The 14309-nt window shown below is 65.4% G+C and carries 24 protein-coding genes and 1 tRNA gene; all 25 read right to left on the bottom strand.

All coding sequences use genetic code 11. The features are described 5' to 3' along the window. Positions 1–13: 13 nt before the first annotated feature. The 25 genes from E3T22_RS16850 to E3T22_RS16730 all read right to left on the bottom strand — a co-directional run bounded on the left by E3T22_RS16850 (position 14) and on the right by E3T22_RS16730 (position 14265). Complete coding sequence (locus E3T22_RS16850) at positions 14–235, bottom strand: hypothetical protein (protein ID WP_134481145.1); 222 nt, start codon at positions 233–235, stop codon at positions 14–16. A 2-nt stretch (positions 236–237) separates the two neighbouring features. Further along, entirely contained in the window at positions 238–1452 is a 1215-nt protein-coding gene (locus E3T22_RS16845) for a phage minor capsid protein (protein WP_134481146.1), read from the bottom strand. Between the two features lie 3 nt (positions 1453–1455). After that, on the bottom strand, positions 1456–1845 hold the full coding sequence (locus tag E3T22_RS16840; protein ID WP_134481147.1) for a hypothetical protein: 390 nt from the start codon (positions 1843–1845) through the stop codon (positions 1456–1458). Between the two features lie 94 nt (positions 1846–1939). Then, entirely contained in the window at positions 1940–2125 is a 186-nt protein-coding gene (locus tag E3T22_RS16835) for a hypothetical protein (protein ID WP_134481148.1), read from the bottom strand. Positions 2126–2196: 71 nt separating this feature from the next. Continuing rightward, positions 2197–2460 carry a hypothetical protein gene (locus E3T22_RS16830; RefSeq protein WP_134481149.1) on the bottom strand — a complete coding sequence of 88 codons (264 nt, stop codon included), beginning with the start codon at positions 2458–2460 and terminating at the stop codon, positions 2197–2199. Positions 2461–2532: 72 nt separating this feature from the next. After that, positions 2533–3453: a P22 phage major capsid protein family protein gene (locus E3T22_RS16825; RefSeq protein WP_134481150.1), complete on the bottom strand. Its 921-nt coding sequence runs from the start codon at positions 3451–3453 to the stop codon at positions 2533–2535. A gap of 25 nt (positions 3454–3478) precedes the next feature. After that, positions 3479–4138, bottom strand: a complete 660-nt coding sequence (locus E3T22_RS16820) for a hypothetical protein (RefSeq protein WP_134481151.1) — start codon at positions 4136–4138, stop codon at positions 3479–3481. Positions 4139–4207: 69 nt separating this feature from the next. Beyond that, a complete protein-coding gene (locus tag E3T22_RS16815) occupies positions 4208–5791 on the bottom strand; it encodes a phage portal protein (protein WP_134481152.1) in 1584 nt (527 codons plus the stop codon). 37 nt (positions 5792–5828) lie between these two features. Then, the gene (locus E3T22_RS19515; RefSeq protein ID WP_134481153.1) at positions 5829–6455 is read right to left on the bottom strand and encodes an HNH endonuclease; all 627 of its coding nucleotides are present in this window, start codon (positions 6453–6455) and stop codon (positions 5829–5831) included. 35 nt (positions 6456–6490) lie between these two features. Further along, on the bottom strand, positions 6491–7741 hold the full coding sequence (locus E3T22_RS16805) for a PBSX family phage terminase large subunit (RefSeq protein WP_166789317.1): 1251 nt from the start codon (positions 7739–7741) through the stop codon (positions 6491–6493). 64 nt (positions 7742–7805) lie between these two features. Beyond that, positions 7806–8312, bottom strand: a complete 507-nt coding sequence (locus E3T22_RS16800) for a helix-turn-helix domain-containing protein (protein WP_166789316.1) — start codon at positions 8310–8312, stop codon at positions 7806–7808. Positions 8313–8357: 45 nt separating this feature from the next. Next, a complete protein-coding gene (locus tag E3T22_RS16795; RefSeq protein ID WP_134481156.1) occupies positions 8358–8627 on the bottom strand; it encodes a hypothetical protein in 270 nt (89 codons plus the stop codon). Between the two features lie 300 nt (positions 8628–8927). Then, on the bottom strand, positions 8928–9200 hold the full coding sequence (locus E3T22_RS16790; RefSeq protein WP_134481157.1) for a hypothetical protein: 273 nt from the start codon (positions 9198–9200) through the stop codon (positions 8928–8930). A 279-nt stretch (positions 9201–9479) separates the two neighbouring features. Further along, positions 9480–9551, bottom strand: a tRNA-Met gene (locus tag E3T22_RS16780). Positions 9552–9585: 34 nt separating this feature from the next. Beyond that, positions 9586–10011: a hypothetical protein gene (locus E3T22_RS16775; protein ID WP_134481158.1), complete on the bottom strand. Its 426-nt coding sequence runs from the start codon at positions 10009–10011 to the stop codon at positions 9586–9588. A 194-nt stretch (positions 10012–10205) separates the two neighbouring features. After that, on the bottom strand, positions 10206–10424 hold the full coding sequence (locus E3T22_RS16770) for an AlpA family transcriptional regulator (RefSeq protein ID WP_134481159.1): 219 nt from the start codon (positions 10422–10424) through the stop codon (positions 10206–10208). Then, entirely contained in the window at positions 10417–10722 is a 306-nt protein-coding gene (locus tag E3T22_RS16765) for a hypothetical protein (protein ID WP_134481160.1), read from the bottom strand. Before E3T22_RS16765 ends, E3T22_RS16770 begins: the two co-directional genes overlap by 8 nt. After that, a complete protein-coding gene (locus E3T22_RS16760; RefSeq protein WP_134481161.1) occupies positions 10719–11774 on the bottom strand; it encodes a hypothetical protein in 1056 nt (351 codons plus the stop codon). The genes E3T22_RS16765 and E3T22_RS16760 overlap by 4 nt, the downstream gene beginning before the upstream one ends. Continuing rightward, entirely contained in the window at positions 11767–12216 is a 450-nt protein-coding gene (locus tag E3T22_RS16755) for an ASCH domain-containing protein (protein ID WP_134481162.1), read from the bottom strand. The genes E3T22_RS16760 and E3T22_RS16755 overlap by 8 nt, the downstream gene beginning before the upstream one ends. Beyond that, on the bottom strand, positions 12216–12500 hold the full coding sequence (locus tag E3T22_RS16750) for a hypothetical protein (RefSeq protein WP_134481163.1): 285 nt from the start codon (positions 12498–12500) through the stop codon (positions 12216–12218). The genes E3T22_RS16755 and E3T22_RS16750 overlap by 1 nt, the downstream gene beginning before the upstream one ends. Before the next feature lie 2 nt (positions 12501–12502). Then, positions 12503–12901, bottom strand: coding sequence for a hypothetical protein (locus tag E3T22_RS16745; RefSeq protein WP_134481164.1), 399 nt, complete (start codon positions 12899–12901; stop codon positions 12503–12505). A gap of 72 nt (positions 12902–12973) precedes the next feature. Beyond that, the gene (locus E3T22_RS16740; RefSeq protein WP_134481165.1) at positions 12974–13177 is read right to left on the bottom strand and encodes a hypothetical protein; all 204 of its coding nucleotides are present in this window, start codon (positions 13175–13177) and stop codon (positions 12974–12976) included. Beyond that, positions 13170–13421: a hypothetical protein gene (locus tag E3T22_RS16735; protein WP_134481166.1), complete on the bottom strand. Its 252-nt coding sequence runs from the start codon at positions 13419–13421 to the stop codon at positions 13170–13172. Before E3T22_RS16735 ends, E3T22_RS16740 begins: the two co-directional genes overlap by 8 nt. Continuing rightward, positions 13418–13564: a hypothetical protein gene (locus E3T22_RS19130; protein ID WP_166789315.1), complete on the bottom strand. Its 147-nt coding sequence runs from the start codon at positions 13562–13564 to the stop codon at positions 13418–13420. The genes E3T22_RS16735 and E3T22_RS19130 overlap by 4 nt, the downstream gene beginning before the upstream one ends. Then, on the bottom strand, positions 13561–14265 hold the full coding sequence (locus E3T22_RS16730; RefSeq protein WP_134485904.1) for a hypothetical protein: 705 nt from the start codon (positions 14263–14265) through the stop codon (positions 13561–13563). Before E3T22_RS16730 ends, E3T22_RS19130 begins: the two co-directional genes overlap by 4 nt. Between the last annotated feature and the right edge of the window lie 44 nt (positions 14266–14309).

Genomic DNA, 14309 nt, shown 5'->3' with positions numbered 1-14309 from the left:
GTGGTTTTGTGGGTCAGTTGCGCCGCATGTGGCCGCGTGCCACGGCGAGCTCGTAGCTGCGGGCCCTGAGCGCGTCGATGTGATCGCGCTCGAAGCCGCTGACCATGAGAGCGATGCCCATCGGTGCGGGCGGGTCACCCGTGGGGCCGCCGCCGATGTTGGCGGAGCTGATGCCGCCGTTGATCGGCTCGGCGAGCATGTCGATGGAGCCGTTGATCTGCCCGCGCGCGTACATGGTTACCTTCCGTCTGCGAATGCGAGCTGCTCTCGCGCCGAGTTGCGCTTCCGCCCGGTGAGATCGAGGTGCTCTCGAAGTTGGGCTTGCTTGGCGCGAACCTTCGCCTTGGCGCGCTGCGCGGTCACCGGATCGCCCGCGGTGGCCTGCTTGCGCTTGGCTGCCCGGATGTCGACCTCGATCTCGCGCTGCCTGGTGCGTGCCCACTCGGCCTTCGGGTCGTACTCGAACCCTGCTTGCGGGATCGACAGGCCCGGCAGGTAGGCCGTGAACTTGTGCGAGCAGTTCGGGTGCATGAGGCCTGCGTTGCGTGCGCCCTCAGTGGTCCCGGCGATGGTGACCGTGGCCTCGGCGTCCTTCGTCGCATGAGGCAGGATGACCGTGCCCGTGCTGCCATCAGTGGAGAGGATCACGCCGACCCACGGTGCGCACTTCGCACACGAGGAGAGGCTGCCCTGCACGGTGACGAGGTTGATGCCCGACTGCTGCATCCGCCATACGCCGGCGTCGTTGAACGCCCGGGCAACGGTGGTGCGGCCGGCCATCTCCGCGTAGGTGCCAATGCGCCAGTTGCGGCCGCCCTTGTCGGTGAAGCCGCTGATGCCTTCGGAGAGGAACTGCTGCACGTTGGCGTGCTGTGCTTGGAGCTTCGTCTGCACACCGAGGAGGACGTTTGACGAGTTCATGGCGACGATGCGCTGGAAGGCGTCGACGGGTAGCCGGGTGATGCGCTGGTTCAGCACTTCGAGGCTGGACTGCAGTGAGAGCGCCGTCTGCGCGGTCGCCTGGGGCGCCGAGCCGTTCAGTGTGGTCCGTGCGGGCAGCCTGCGGGCCATGGAGAGCCGTGCAGCGGCCTCCGCTTCCCCCTGGGTGGAAGCAGCGTTTATAACGCTCTCAGCGAGGTTTTCCGCCCGGAGCTGATCGGCCGTCGTGCGAGCGAGCGCCTGCAGGTCACGGAGCGACTGTGCACGGTGCCCGGACAGTTCGGCCAACTGCCGGTTGCGCTCGATGGCGTACCGGAAACCGTCGACCCGATCTGACCCTGATGCGATCGCCCGGTTGAGCTTCGCCTGCAGTTCGATGTCCCGGTACGCGCGGACGGCGACCTCACGGATCAGCACATCCTCAGCGGTTTGGTACCGCTCGGCGAGGGTGCGGCCCAGGTCGTCGATCAAGTCCTCAGCCGGGATGTCTGGGTTGGGGACCATCAGCGCCATGAGCTACCTCCGGGTCAGCCGATCGAACACGTGGGGCAGTCGGTCGCGGAGCATGGTCGGCTCTGCAGTGAGCCACCGACGCCCACACTCGGCCGCGAGGGCTTTTGTGCGGTGCGGCCGGTGACCGTTGCAGTGCCCCATGATGAAGCCGTAGCCTTCAATTTCGTGGCCGTACTGCCACGTGCCATCCAGGCGACCGATTGGGCCGTCCGGGTGACGTGCCAAGTACCCGGGGCTGCGGGACTCCAACTGCTCCTGACCGCCCAGCCATTGACTCAGCTGGATGCGGCGCTCCACCTTCGCGATACTGCGGAGCCTTGAGGTTCGCGCGATGAGGAACGTTGCCGATCCGCTGGACAGGACGAAGATGACGCCCATCAGGTAGTCGATCATCGTCGCGTCTTCCTCTTGCGGTTGATCGAGGGGGCGCCGGCCAAGACCGCCGTGACGGATGCGACCAGCAGCACCCAAATGATTGCGGGAAGCATCAGAGGCTCCTTGCTAGGCGCTTGCCGATGGCTTCCGAGCAGCGCAGCGCCTTGGCCTCACGGACCGGGCGACCGCGGCGGTTGCCGATGTAGATGTAGACCATGAGGCGGGCCCAGATGAGCACGCCGCGGATCATGATGCCGACGAACCGGATGAGGATGAGGATGAGTGCACGGGTGGTCATGGGGTCCTCCTGCAAGGAAAGAGTGGGGGCGAGGCCGTGACGAGTGCCACGACCTCGCGGGTGATGCTGGGTTACTTCTCGCCTGCAGCGGCGAGTTCGAGCGCGGCCTGAGCGGCAGCCTCAGCATCGGCAGCGGCGACGCCGGCGGCTTCGAGCTCAGCGGCAGCGGCGGCCTCTTCGGCCTCAGCCTTCGCAGCGCGCTTCTCGGCGGCCGTCAGCTTCTTCTCTTCGGGGACGTCGATGGACTCCCACCGGGCGAGCGCCTCGAGGTCCTTGCGGGGCTCTTCGGACACGACGACCTGGCCGTCTTCGAGGGACTTGTAAGCATGTGACATGTGGATCTCCTACCTGCATAGTGAAGCGAGGGGGTGCGGGCAGCCGCCGAAACGACTGCCCGCAGGAGTGGGCTACGCCTTGTTGGCGCCCTTGATGAGCACGGCGCGCTTGGCGTCGAGCGTCTTCACGCCGTAGAGGGTGTCGAGGGACACGATGTCCTTCTTCTTGGACTGGTCGTAGCCGAAGACGACGCGGATGCCGAAACCCTTGTAGTTCAGGATCGCGGAGTTCGCGGCGCCCAGCGGGAGCTCGAGCTGGCGGGTGACCAGCGCCACAGCGGTGCGGTGGAACGCGACGTTGACCTCGGTGGTCGGGTCGCCGATGACCTGTGCGCCGGTCGCCTTGGGCTGGCCGATGTTCTGGCTGGCGTAGCCGTCGAAGCCCCACAGGTTGGCGCCGATGCTGCCCTGACGCAGGCCGGCAGTACTGCCGGAAGCGTCCGCCCGCTTGATGATGTCGTTCTTCAGCCATGCGCCCTTGGTGCGCGGGCCGACGATGAAGCGACGCTCTTCCAGCGGCACCAGGGCCAGGTCGAGCATCACGCCGGCGTCGATGAGCGACTCCGGGGTGTCCCACGCCGACAGGCCGGCGCCGAAGCCGACGACCTGTGTGATGTCGTTGCGGAACGACAGGATGTCGCGGTCGATCTTCTGAGCGATCGCCTCGAGCGCCGGGTTGAGCAGCTGCTCGTTGAAGTCCTCGATCTTGAGGGCGAGGTCCTTCGACGTGACAGCGAACGACACGTCCGCGTGGTGGTTGAGGACCACGGGAATGCCGCCCTCGGTGGCGTCCTGCACGACGATGTCGCCGCCGTCCGCGAACTCGTTCGCAGCGAACACGGCGGGCTTGCGGATGGTGACGGTGTCGCCGATCGCTGCGACGAACTCCGAGGAGTAGTCGCGGTGCACCAGCTGTGCGGCGACCGTGGTCTCGTACAGGGTGGCGAGTGCGGACTTCGCGATGACGCTGGGGGTGAGAATGGTGTTTGCCATGGTGGCCCTTTCGTTGGCCTAGTGACTACTTCTTGCCGGACCGGTTTTCCCGGTACGTCTTGCGGAAGGAGTCGATGTCTTCGGGGTCAGTGATCTGACCGCCGGCGGGTGGTGCGTCACTGCCGCTGCTGGGGGCCACCTGGACTTTTCGCAGCTTGGTGTTTGACGCGACCGTGGTCTTGACCAGTTCGTCCACCTGGGACTTGTAGTCATCAGCGGTCGTGTCGATGGCCGCGAGCTTCGCCTGGAAGCTTGCGGAGTCGGTGAGGAGGTCGTAGTCGGCCTCGTGCTTGTCGACGACGCGGATGAGCGCGTTGTCGAGCCGGGACGCCTTGAGGTCGGCGGCCTGAGCGGAGATGGTGGAGTCCTTGTCCTGAATCGCTGCGGACAGCGACTCGACGGTGGACTCTTCCTCAGCAGCGACGAGGCCGAGCTTCTGGCCCAGCTCCTTGTACGCGGCCTCGCTCGCGAGCTTCGCGGCCACCGTGGCGTCGTCCCGGCCCTTGATGCGGGCAGCGGCGGCTTCCTTGCGGAGTCCCTCGACATACGCGGCATCGAAGGTCTCCACGGGCGCCGGCTCTACGGGAGGTGTCGGCTTCGGCGCTTCGGGTGCCACGGGAGGCACCTCAGCGGGCGGCAGCGGGGGCGTGACGGGCTCAACGATGGGTTCAATGGGTTCGGGCATGGTGATTGCTCCTTCGCGGCTCCTGGCCGCATCGGTGACGGCTGCCCCTGCGGCAGCCGGTGAGTCTGGTTAGTCGGTGATGCGAGTCGGGTCGGCCTCGGCGGCCATCCCGTTCTCTTCCTTGATGAGCGCCACCTCAGCGGCAACCTCGATCTCGTCAAGGTCGGGCTGCACGGCGCGCACACCGGAGATGACCGATCGCACGCGGGCGAGCATCTCCGTCTGGGTGGTCTGCGCCCGCACGAGCGGGTTGACCTGTGACACCTCGGCGAACTTGATGTCGGGCATCACCTCGAGGAGGTCGCCGCCCTTACCTACGAACACGAGGCCGTCGATGGCGAGAGCCGTGCGTGCCAGGCGTGCGAGTGCAGGCCGTGCGTACAGCGCCTTCTTGTCGCGGGTGCGCTCCGAGTCGCTGCGGTCGTCGGTGACTTCCGTGGCGGTCTTCGTGCCCCCGTCGTGGATGCCGAAGTGGCTGATGGAGTAGCCGGCCTTCTGTGCGATCTCCCTCTTCAGCGCAACGATGCCGTCGAGGTGGTCCTGCACGCGGATGTTGAACTGGGAGATGGTGATCATGCCGCCGGCACCGTCATCGACCAGGCCGCCGAGGGGCGAGTAGAACTGGCGGTTCTGGTCGAACTGCGCACCCTTGCCGGGCCCGTTGAGCTTCAGCATGGATTCGGGGACGATGACACGGCCCATACCGTTGTCGAAGTCGCGCATGAGGCTTGACCAGAGGGCGTTGATCTTCGACAGCATCGAGTCGATGCCGAAGTAGTCCGAGCGGCCCAGGTTGGCGAGGTCGCCCTTGCGGTCCCACACCGGGTGCGGGAGAGCGTTGGGCATGTGCTCGACCGTGAGGTACGGCACACCTGTTGCACGCACGACGTCCATGGTGTCGGCCATCGGCAGCGATTCACCGTCGACGACGGGCAGCAGATTCAGGTAGTGGGCGGTCTCGGAGATCGCGTCAAGGCGAACCTGGCGGCCCTTCTCGCCGTCCTCGCCCTTCCACAGCGAGTAGGTGATGAAGCCGGGTTCGTGGCGCTCGAGCAGCCGGTACCGGTCGTCGGCGCGGGCGTACTCGGTCCACAGGGTGGCGGCGGCGAGCTCCCCGTACTTCCACTCGGGGATGACACAGTCGGCGCGGAACGCACGGAACCACACGTTGCTGCGGAAGGTCTTGTCCCACACGACGGACAGGTACGTCCACCCGTGTGCAGCGGCGTACTCGCCAGCGCGGAGGAGTGTGGCGTGTGCGGCGTCGGAGGACATGATCAGCTCGAGGCGAGCCTGTGCCAGCTTCAGCTTCGGGTCAGCCTTGACGGTGACACCGTTCTCCAACACGTCTGCCGACCCGGGCAGGGTGAACGTGGGCGATTCCGCGAACAGCAGGTCAGATGACAGCTGTGCGAGATCCCCAGCAACGGGGACGGTCAGGGATGACCGGTTCTCACCGACAGGGCTGCCGAACACCGCACCGGACACGGCGCCGACGAGCCCACCCGAGTAGGGCTGGCCGCGGTGCGTGTGCGTTGCGAGAGCGCCACCGTTGTCCGGCAGCGACTCCAACTCGTTCGAGTACCAGGCGTCGTAGATGGCGAGCTGACGGAACGCTTCGTCCATCGGTGCCGGGGGCCACTGTGCGACCATGTTGCCCTCCAAAGGGGTAAAGCCCCAGGGGAGGGGGTCAGGCGAGTACTGAGTTCGTTGCCGTCTTGCGCTGAATGCGCCGGATGATGTTGCTCATCTGCGACACCGAGATGTCGTAGTCCCTTGCGAGCGCCCGCTGTGTGACGCCGCCGGCCGCGTGCTTGGCCCGGATCTCCGAGACTTGATCGTCTGTCAGGCGATGCTGGGGAGATCGTTCGCCGTTCGCCCGGCGCTGGCGGGCCACTGAGTCGGCGGTGTTGTCTGCGCTGGTGCCGACGAGCAGGTGGGTGGGGTTGATGCACGGTGGGTTGTCACAGCGGTGGCGAACCACGAGCCCCGCGGGGATCGGTCCGACCCATGCCTCATACGCGTTTCGGTGCGCGAACACTGTCCCGGGGCCGCCGGAAGCGCGGTGTCCACTGGTTCTTCCGTATCCGAGTCCTGTCCTCCGGCCGTTCCACTCCCAGCAAGGGCCGAGATCGGGGCGTCGGATGATCTCTGTCCATCCAGTGAAACGCAGCTTCTCGTCGAGGGGCGCTCGGTGGGGGACTGCGGTCGTCCGCAGCGGATCCCCGGTCCGTAGCCATCGGGTGTAGTGCTTGATGCACCAGCCGCGGGTCTTGACTGGCAGTGCGCACTCTTCGATCAGGCACTCGCCTTGCATCGCATCGCCCCATTCGTTGAGTTGTGGCCCGCCGCTTACTGCAGCTCGTAGGTCCAGCTGGATCGTGAGGTGTAGATGCCGTACCGTGCCGCGTCGAGTGAGTGGTCGTCTTTCTTGACCACGTCGTCGAGGCCCTTTTCGGTGGCCTTCTCGTCCCACCGGTATTCGGTGACCTCAGCGAGGAACCCTTCGCACCGGTCGGTGACGAGCAGTTGCCCCTTCGAGAGGAGGTTCTGCATGGCGCCGATGCCCCGCGACACGTCCTTGTGGGCGAGCGTGGGGAGGATGTCGTCGTACTTGCGCAGCTCGTCACGGAACGCAGCAGCGGCCGAGTCGTAGATGTGGAACTCAACCTCAGGCGTGGAGCCGTCTGGCATGTGTGAGCGCCGCACCCATTCGGCGTACGACTTGGCCTGATCCGATGGCGCAAGAGTCAGGCCGTGGTTCTTCGAGTCGTGCGGGTCGTAACGCCACTCGTCCATCAGGACCAGTTGCCGCTTGAGCCCGCGACGCGGAGCCGTCAGCCCCACCATGAGCGCGGCCGAAGCGTTGGACGTACCGAAGTCGATGCCCGTTGCCAGGATGCGCTCTATGCGCGGCATGTCCTCGAAGCGGATGGTGTGCCGCTTCGGGTCCCACATCGGGAAGACGGCGCCCTCAGCGTTGGTCCACAACCCCTTGATGAAGCGGTCGTAGAACACCGTGCCGGCGAACGTGGCTTCCATGTCCGCGATGTATTGCGGACCCTCAGCGCCGTTCTCCCAGTAGAGCGGGTTGTCGTGCATGGTGAAGTTGAAGACGATGAGGTTCTTCTTCTTCGCGAGCAGCACGAAGTCTTTGCGCAACCAATGGTTGAACGAACCAGGGTTCGTGGTCGCGAGTAGTCGAGCACCCTTCACCCGAAGGCGGGTGAGCAGCATCTCCCAGAAGCCCTTAGGCAGCAGGGTCGCCTCGTCGACGTACGCGATCTCGATGGACGAACCGCGGATCTTCTCTTCCGAGCGCACATCGTTCGCACCGACCAGGTGCACGACACGGCCCATGATGAGCGCCGTGTTCGAACCCGTGGTGTGCACGACCTGAGCGGCCAGATCCCCGAACAGTTCGGGTTTCTGCAACTCCGAGATGATGTTGCGCTCGATGGTCTGCAGCGTGCGGCCCACAATGACGATGAGGCCGGTACCGTTCGCCTCGCGAATGGCGATGTTGAGCGCCCACAGTGAGCTGAACGTCTTCCCGCCAGACACGGCGCCGACCCACAGCGCCAGCTTCTGACTCTTCGACATGTGGACGGACCACATCTGCTTCGGAGACAACGCAGGTGCAGGATCAACACGGGTGAACGCGGCGCTACTGGTCGCCATCGTCAGGGACGTAGTTGGCGGCCGCAGCAGCGAACCCAGCAGCGAGAGAGTCAAGCACCGAATGCACCTTCTCCACACCAGTGCCGGCGTCGATCGTCTCGAGCTTCGTAGCGTTCTGCACGTAGATGCCCAGCGCCGCGGCGAGACTCTTCTCGTCACCAGCAGGCGGCTCGTCCTCGGTAAAGCGTTCGGCGCCCAGGCCGCCAGCCATGTAGAACACGTACTGGGGAGCCTCGAGCCGATCCAGCACCTTCTGCGACCGCTTGTACATCCGATCGATGATGTCCGCACGAGCAGCGGCACGGTCAAGACGATGCGCCGCAACAGCGACAGCAGTCTTCGAACGGTCGAAGTTCAGCCCCTCACGCTTCGCCCACCGTGAGATGGTCGACGCGGAGAAGCCGAGCTCCTTCGAGATCGCATTGCAGGACCAGCCCAGAGCATGAAGCTCACGGGCGCGCGCGGCAGACAGATGGAATGTTGCTGCGGCCACGTCAATCACCTCGTTCGGATGGGGGTGCGTGACGCCGCCTGGACGTTACGAGGGAAGTGGTGAAGCTGGGCGTTGCTGGCCTGCGATGGCTTTGTATGCGTGGAGGACTTGGGTACGATCGCGCTTCTGGGCGATGAACTGGCGCTTGAGCGATTCGAGGATGATGCGCTTGTCTTCGTCGCTGAGGGTGTACTCACTCTCGGGCGACCCGTCCGACCATGTGCCGGTCTGGACGATGGAGTCGATGTTCTCTGCCCAGTACCCGGCGATGTCACCGATGTGCTGCTGCTTTCTCGGGGGTTCAGGCGTGCTCATCGCATCTCCTGTCGGGTGTCTCCTCGGGTCACAGATGCGAGTTCCGCGTCTTTCCGGGGATTTCGTTTGTGGGCGCTGGTCTAACCCCGTGTTTTCGGAGACCTTGACCGCCGGAAATGGCTCAGTAGAGCTTCTCGGGCACCGGTTTGTGCGTGCACAGCTGGGCGAGGGTGATCACAGGCCATGCCCTGCCGCACGTGGCGCACACCCTGGGGTTACTCATCAGGGGCACAGCAGGTGTCGGCCTGGTAGGACGTGACGTACTCGCTACGGCAGGTGGCGCAGGCGTGGAGCTCGCGGTCACTCATCGTCGTCTTCGTCGTAGTCGGCGCTGGCGAACGTGATGGTGGGCATGGTGCCAGTCGTCACGGCGTCGGTCGCTTCGGCGAGGAGCCCGCGGGTGACGTACTCGCGCTGGCCGGCGGGGACGATGACGTTCGAGTATTCCTGCTCGCCTGTCTCCGCGTCAGTGGTGACCGCGTAGGTGACGTAGGCAACGATGGGGTCGCCGTCATCATCTGTTTCGGCTAGGAGTGCCCGGAGTGCGTCTTCGTAGTCGCTGAGCAGGCTCACGGTGGCTCCCTCTCGAAGTGGCGAATGCGGCAGGACTCGAACCTGCAACCTGCGGTGTTGGAGACCGCTGCTCTTCCAGTTGAGCTACGCAAACAGGAGTGGTCCCCGCGGCTCGCCTGGTTGTCCATGGAGTAGCCGGCCGGATGCGCACCGCCGCGTGGGCAGACGATGCGCGGGCTGGCCCCTTGGGGTGTGGGCGATGACGAGCCGGGGAAGTGTATGCGGGTCAGGAGTGCATGCCTGACGTAATCCCCAACATCCCTTGTTGGGGCCCGCTTGTCGGCAAGGCAGGGTTCGAACCTGCGCGAGGTGGCTTATGGGGCCACTGCTCTACCACTGAGCTACTCGCCGAGACAGCCAGCCCGATAGAGGCTGGCCGGTGGTGCTATTCGTCGCCGCCGAACACCGCGTTGCGTGCGCGGCGGGTGGTGGCGATGAGCTTCTGCGCCTCGGGCCGACTGATGACCACCGTGTCGAACGTGACCGTCTGTGCGTAGGTGACGATCGCGCGTACGGCGCCCTCGGGGAGTTCCGTGTCCGGGATCTCTTCGAGGCGGCTTGCCCGGATCTGGTCAGCAGCGCGGAGAACCTCGTCGGCGTCGACCTCGAGCGAGAACTGCAGCGACGGCTCCATGCCGAGGTTGTTCCAGTGCAGGTACAGCACCGGAGTGTTCTCCCAGTGCTCGCCCTCGCCCAGCGGTTCGCCGTCCCGGGTGAAGCATGAACCCCACTGGCCAGGCTCAAGCCCGTTGCGTCCGGTGGGATAGGAGATGGTCCGGCGTGCCGGGGTGTTGATTTGTTCCTTGGGCATGGGAGCCCCTTTCACTTAGCCCCATCACGGGGCCTACCCAGCATCGCGCCGGGAAGTTTTGGGCACAAAAAAGCCCCGGACCGCAATGGGTCCGGGGCTCCTCTCGTTACAAAGCAGTGGCGGGTTTCGTAGGTACGAAACTCGCCTGAGGCAAAGCCTAGTGGAGAAATTGCAGACGCGCAATCACGCGGTTTTCAGATGTCCTTCGACATTCTGCGCCGCTTGTTTCGAGCCCGCACCACAGCTTTCACCTCGTCTCGGTCGATGTATCCGCCCTGCAGCGGGAAGTACACCGGCAGGTCGTCCTCACGGATCCACCGTTGCACTGTCCCTCGCTTCACGCCGAAGTGCTCGGCCGTTTCGTCGATGGTCCACCACCGGTCCATCGGGTCGTTCGCGTTGCGTTCAGCCATTGAGCACCCCGTTCACCAGTTCATCGAAGCTGTACCGCATCTCGTGGCCGGCGTTCTCGAGGCGACGCACGGCAGTGACCCCGCTGATCGCGTCGGCCAGGATCTCGTCATAGTCCCGGCATCCGTCCGTGAGCACGACTTTGCCTTGGCTGTCCGTCACCGTGTAGCGCCAGAACGGAACCGTGTCGAACTCCTTGATCGGCATCACCGTCCACAGGAAAGTGCGCCGCTGCAGCAGACGCCGAACGATCATCGGCTCTGAGGTGATGCGTGCTCGTGCCGTGCTTCTGCCCCTCATGTCGTCACCTTCTCTTTCTTCTTCGGCACGGGCACGGGCGGCCCGAAGGTTCCCCGCGGTCCGTGGTGGAATCCGTCGTGTTCGGCGCTGAGCCAGCAGTGATCGGTGCGCTCAGCTTCTGCCTTGCCGGTCTCCTTATCGACGGGCGTCCACCGGTCCACGGCCAGGCAGCCCGGAACTGCCACCACCTCATCACCGATGACGCCCTGGCATCCGTGGTGCATGGTCAGGTCGTCGATCTTGTTGATGAGAGTGCCGACGAAGATGCGGTCGACGCAGACTGAGCAGATGCCGGGGCGGGTGGCGGTGATGGCGACGTACCCTGCCCGGCCGGTGTGCTTGGCGAAGAAGTCTGTCGCCGCGACCCATCCGCAACGCCCGCAGATGACGCCGTACTCAGCGTCGAACGAGTTCGGCATCTTGAGTAGCACCGTCCAGTGCTCGCACTCCGGGCACTCCCGCATGTCCGCTTGCGGTGCCGGTCGGGCGTTGATCCCGTACTGCGACGACAGCGAGAAGATCCCGCGCGCGTCGTCCTGGCCGACCACGATGTCTTCGTAGAAGGCCACAGCGGATCCCATGGAGAGGATCTGGTCGGCTCGGGCGAGGAGCCAGCCGGCCAGGGTCGAGGCGTTGGCGGCCGCGACCTCCACGCTCACACTGCGGGAGCCCTGCACTTCACGGTCGCTCGCCCACGTGCGCATCGCCGGTGCGGCCACGTGCAGATCCTCGGCGAAGAATGCTACCCAGGAGTGCAGCTTGGCGAACAGCGCATCGGACGCGTCGAGCGGGCCGAGGTTGAGCGGTGCCGGCGCTTCACCTCCACCACCCGAGACTTTCTCGGAGTAGTCAGCGACGCCCATGGTGAACAGCTGCGCTCGCATGTTTGCCATGAGGTCGGGCACGAGCCTGAGGGCCGCTGTGAGCCTGTAGAAATCTGAGTTGCACAGGCGGCCGTGCTTGGCGGGTTTGGGCCGTGGTGCCTCGTCCTCGTCAGCGGCAGGCCATGTGCAGCCTCTCGCGCAGGGGGCGTCTTCGGTGGGGTCAGTCATGGGCGGTTCCTTCCACGGTGTGGGGTGCGTTGAGTTCCCGGTAGACCTCGGTGATGACCTCGGGAGGCAGCGTGCGCATGCCGAGCGCACCCCGGAACGGGATCGGCTCGGCGAGGGCTCGTGGGTCATCGAGCTCGAGGTGCCAAACGTCTGGCTCGGCCCACTTGGAGCACACCTCTCCGTGCTCGTCAGCCTCAGTGCAGAACTCCGCGTGATGCGTGGCCCGCAGATTGACTACACCGATGATCGCGCCGGTGACGTGCCGCTCGTCGAACGGCCAGAGGTCGCCGTGGTCGCCGTCGAAGCTTGCCCCGGTGAGCCCGGCGTGAATGGCGAGCGGGCCCCGGTACTGGCCCGCGAGGTTGCGAACTCGGTTCTCCACGTTCTTCCCGCCGTGAATGATCGCCCACGCCCACGGCTGCTGAACGGTGATCACCCTCATCAGTAGCCCTCGATCTCTCTGCCGGTCGTCTCGACCGCTCCGGCGATGGCTTCGAGCGCGCTGCTCGGGTTGTCGTAGTCGTCGGGGGTGACGCGGGTGGCGATCTGGTCGAGCGCCCCGTCTGCGACATTGAGCGCCGCCGTGAGCCGGTCCACCTCGGCGAGCAGGTCGGGCACGTCGTTGCGGAGGATCAGGAAGGCGAACGCAGCGGCTTCGGTTGCGGGCGCCGACAGCGCCGTGGCGTGGGCGATGTTCGCCTCAAGGGCTTCCCGATTGATGCTCATGGTCAATCTCCCTTCACGGTTGCGGCGTCGAACAGGATGGTGAATGCCTCTCCGGCCAGTTCCTCCGCGGTGACGGTGAACACTCCGTCAGAAACCCAGTTCCCGAACCTCGTCAGCATGAGGAGGCTGTCGGCCTGAATGACTGACCCGGGCGTGGTCGGCAGCGGGTCAGGGACGGGGGTGCAGGAACCGTAGGTAACGGTGCGCTGCACGAGCGCCTGGCGGCTGATGACGCCGGGCCTCGGGTTGGCCAGTGCCTCGCGGAGGGCTTCGAGGTCGTCAGCTTCGATGGCGTGGTTTCCGGTGGCGTTCGGGATGTGCAGCACACCCTCGTCGTTGGGCCAGGCAACGTCCCCGTGCCTATCCTGAATGCCGTACTCAGTGATGGTCGTGTCGCTCATGTGTTCCTCGTTCCGTCGTGTGTGGGCATGAAAAAACCTCCCGGGTGGGGAGGTTCGGTGTTTCGGGTGCGGTCACTCATCGGGTGTCCGCACGGGGATGGTCCAGCGCATCCGGTACCGGTCGTACTTTGGTTCGCCCAGGTGGTCGGGGTCGAACCCGCGGGCGGTGAGCTCACGGGCAAGCCCGGCCCTGCCCAGGTCGGCGAGGTCGGATTCGCTGATGCGGATCTCCGACGCCCCGTTGAGCTTGCGCGTCAGGCTTACTCGCTCATCCATTGGCTTCCTCCACGTCCTGCCATGCCGTCGCGGTGCGCTGAATGCGCCCGGTGGCCGTTCGGTCTGGCATGTCGTAGTAGTCCACGCGTGACCATCCGCGGATCTCCCGGGTTCGGACCGACTTGGCCCCGGCGAGGGTTGGGAACGCCCCGTAGACGAGCGGTTCCAACTCCCGCGTCCCGGTCTTCCGGTGCAGGATCACCCGGAAGCTCTCGGTGCTGTCGCTCGGCATCATGCGGGTCATGGCCTTGCCGTCCTCACGTAGATGCAGAACCGGCCGAACCAGGCGTACCGGTACCAGCGGGTGCTGACACCGAACGACTCGACCGTGAACCAACGTGACGACTCGATGCTGCGGTCGGCGTACAGGCGGGCTCGGATCTTCATCGGATCTGCTCGCTCTCTGCGCCCTCAGGACGCGCTGGGGTGGTTCCATGAATGGACGTCACGAGCGCAAGGCGCGCACGCGGCGGTTCGGGTTCTGGTGTCGCCCCCGGCGCAAACCGGTAGGACGCCCACCCGTAGAGCGCGTCCCAGTCGGGGTAGGTGAAGTGGCGCATCAGGTGGCCGCCGGTGTTGTTCTTCGGCTGTGGCTCACCGTTGGTGCGCCAAGCTGCCCAGCTCGCCTTGTGCTGCGCTTCGTACGCGGCGCGGTGCGCCGGATTCGAGCACGCTCCCGCCATGGTCATCTCCCCGTTGAACGGGTTGCGGATGGAACCGGAGACGGTGACGCGTTTCTTACAGGGCGCACCGAGCGGCCGCAGCATCGTCCCAACACAGAGTCGGGCATCGAACGACTTTCGCTCGATGTCGTACCGAGGCGCGTCCTCGGCGATGATCCACTTCAGCCGACGCCACACCTCAGATTCGGTTGCGCCGGGTTGCAGCAGCCATGCCGCATCCCGCCAGATGTTCGGAGTGGCGAACACGTTCTCCGACTTCCGCCGCGACCTCCCACCGAGGCCCTGCATTCGCATCTCGTGAATGAGGGCGATGGCGAAAGCGCGGGTCTCGCGGGTGAGCGCGGGGTCTTCCATCATTCGCTCGACCGAGCTGGTGAACTCGGCTGCCGTGATCGGCTTAGCCATTGGCCTCTCCTTGCCTCTGTGCGGCGCTCTCGCGCTCTGGGGGT

The organism is Cryobacterium sp. TMB3-10, from assembly GCF_004402305.1.
Taxonomy (GTDB): domain Bacteria; phylum Actinomycetota; class Actinomycetes; order Actinomycetales; family Microbacteriaceae; genus Cryobacterium; species Cryobacterium zongtaii.
The sequence above is the reverse complement of the archived record's forward strand: the minus strand, read 5'-3'. Positions and strand labels throughout refer to the sequence as shown.

Bases quoted from the DNA above. Each gene is read 5' to 3' on its own strand.
- E3T22_RS16765 (WP_134481160.1), bottom strand. From the start codon at position 10,722: ATGAGGGGCAGAAGCACGGCACGAGCACGCATCACCTCAGAGCCGATG.
- E3T22_RS16760 (WP_134481161.1), bottom strand. From the start codon at position 11,774: ATGACTGACCCCACCGAAGACGCCCCCTGCGCGAGAGGCTGCACATGG.
- E3T22_RS16830 (WP_134481149.1), bottom strand. From the start codon at position 2,460: ATGTCACATGCTTACAAGTCCCTCGAAGACGGCCAGGTCGTCGTGTCC.
- E3T22_RS16735 (WP_134481166.1), bottom strand. From the start codon at position 13,421: ATGACCCGCATGATGCCGAGCGACAGCACCGAGAGCTTCCGGGTGATC.
- E3T22_RS16795 (WP_134481156.1), bottom strand. From the start codon at position 8,627: ATGAGCACGCCTGAACCCCCGAGAAAGCAGCAGCACATCGGTGACATC.
- E3T22_RS19515 (WP_134481153.1), bottom strand. From the start codon at position 6,455: ATGCAAGGCGAGTGCCTGATCGAAGAGTGCGCACTGCCAGTCAAGACC.
- E3T22_RS16805 (WP_166789317.1), bottom strand. From the start codon at position 7,741: ATGTCGAAGAGTCAGAAGCTGGCGCTGTGGGTCGGCGCCGTGTCTGGC.
- E3T22_RS16740 (WP_134481165.1), bottom strand. From the start codon at position 13,177: ATGGATGAGCGAGTAAGCCTGACGCGCAAGCTCAACGGGGCGTCGGAG.
- E3T22_RS16730 (WP_134485904.1), bottom strand. From the start codon at position 14,265: ATGGCTAAGCCGATCACGGCAGCCGAGTTCACCAGCTCGGTCGAGCGA.
- E3T22_RS16845 (WP_134481146.1), bottom strand. From the start codon at position 1,452: ATGGCGCTGATGGTCCCCAACCCAGACATCCCGGCTGAGGACTTGATC.
- E3T22_RS16815 (WP_134481152.1), bottom strand. From the start codon at position 5,791: ATGGTCGCACAGTGGCCCCCGGCACCGATGGACGAAGCGTTCCGTCAG.
- E3T22_RS16825 (WP_134481150.1), bottom strand. From the start codon at position 3,453: ATGGCAAACACCATTCTCACCCCCAGCGTCATCGCGAAGTCCGCACTC.
- E3T22_RS16775 (WP_134481158.1), bottom strand. From the start codon at position 10,011: ATGCCCAAGGAACAAATCAACACCCCGGCACGCCGGACCATCTCCTAT.
- E3T22_RS16820 (WP_134481151.1), bottom strand. From the start codon at position 4,138: ATGCCCGAACCCATTGAACCCATCGTTGAGCCCGTCACGCCCCCGCTG.
- E3T22_RS16770 (WP_134481159.1), bottom strand. From the start codon at position 10,424: ATGGCTGAACGCAACGCGAACGACCCGATGGACCGGTGGTGGACCATC.
- E3T22_RS16745 (WP_134481164.1), bottom strand. From the start codon at position 12,901: ATGAGCGACACGACCATCACTGAGTACGGCATTCAGGATAGGCACGGG.
- E3T22_RS16840 (WP_134481147.1), bottom strand. From the start codon at position 1,845: ATGATCGACTACCTGATGGGCGTCATCTTCGTCCTGTCCAGCGGATCG.
- E3T22_RS16850 (WP_134481145.1), bottom strand. From the start codon at position 235: ATGTACGCGCGCGGGCAGATCAACGGCTCCATCGACATGCTCGCCGAG.
- E3T22_RS16750 (WP_134481163.1), bottom strand. From the start codon at position 12,500: ATGAGCATCAATCGGGAAGCCCTTGAGGCGAACATCGCCCACGCCACG.
- E3T22_RS16835 (WP_134481148.1), bottom strand. From the start codon at position 2,125: ATGACCACCCGTGCACTCATCCTCATCCTCATCCGGTTCGTCGGCATC.
- E3T22_RS16755 (WP_134481162.1), bottom strand. From the start codon at position 12,216: ATGAGGGTGATCACCGTTCAGCAGCCGTGGGCGTGGGCGATCATTCAC.
- E3T22_RS19130 (WP_166789315.1), bottom strand. From the start codon at position 13,564: ATGAAGATCCGAGCCCGCCTGTACGCCGACCGCAGCATCGAGTCGTCA.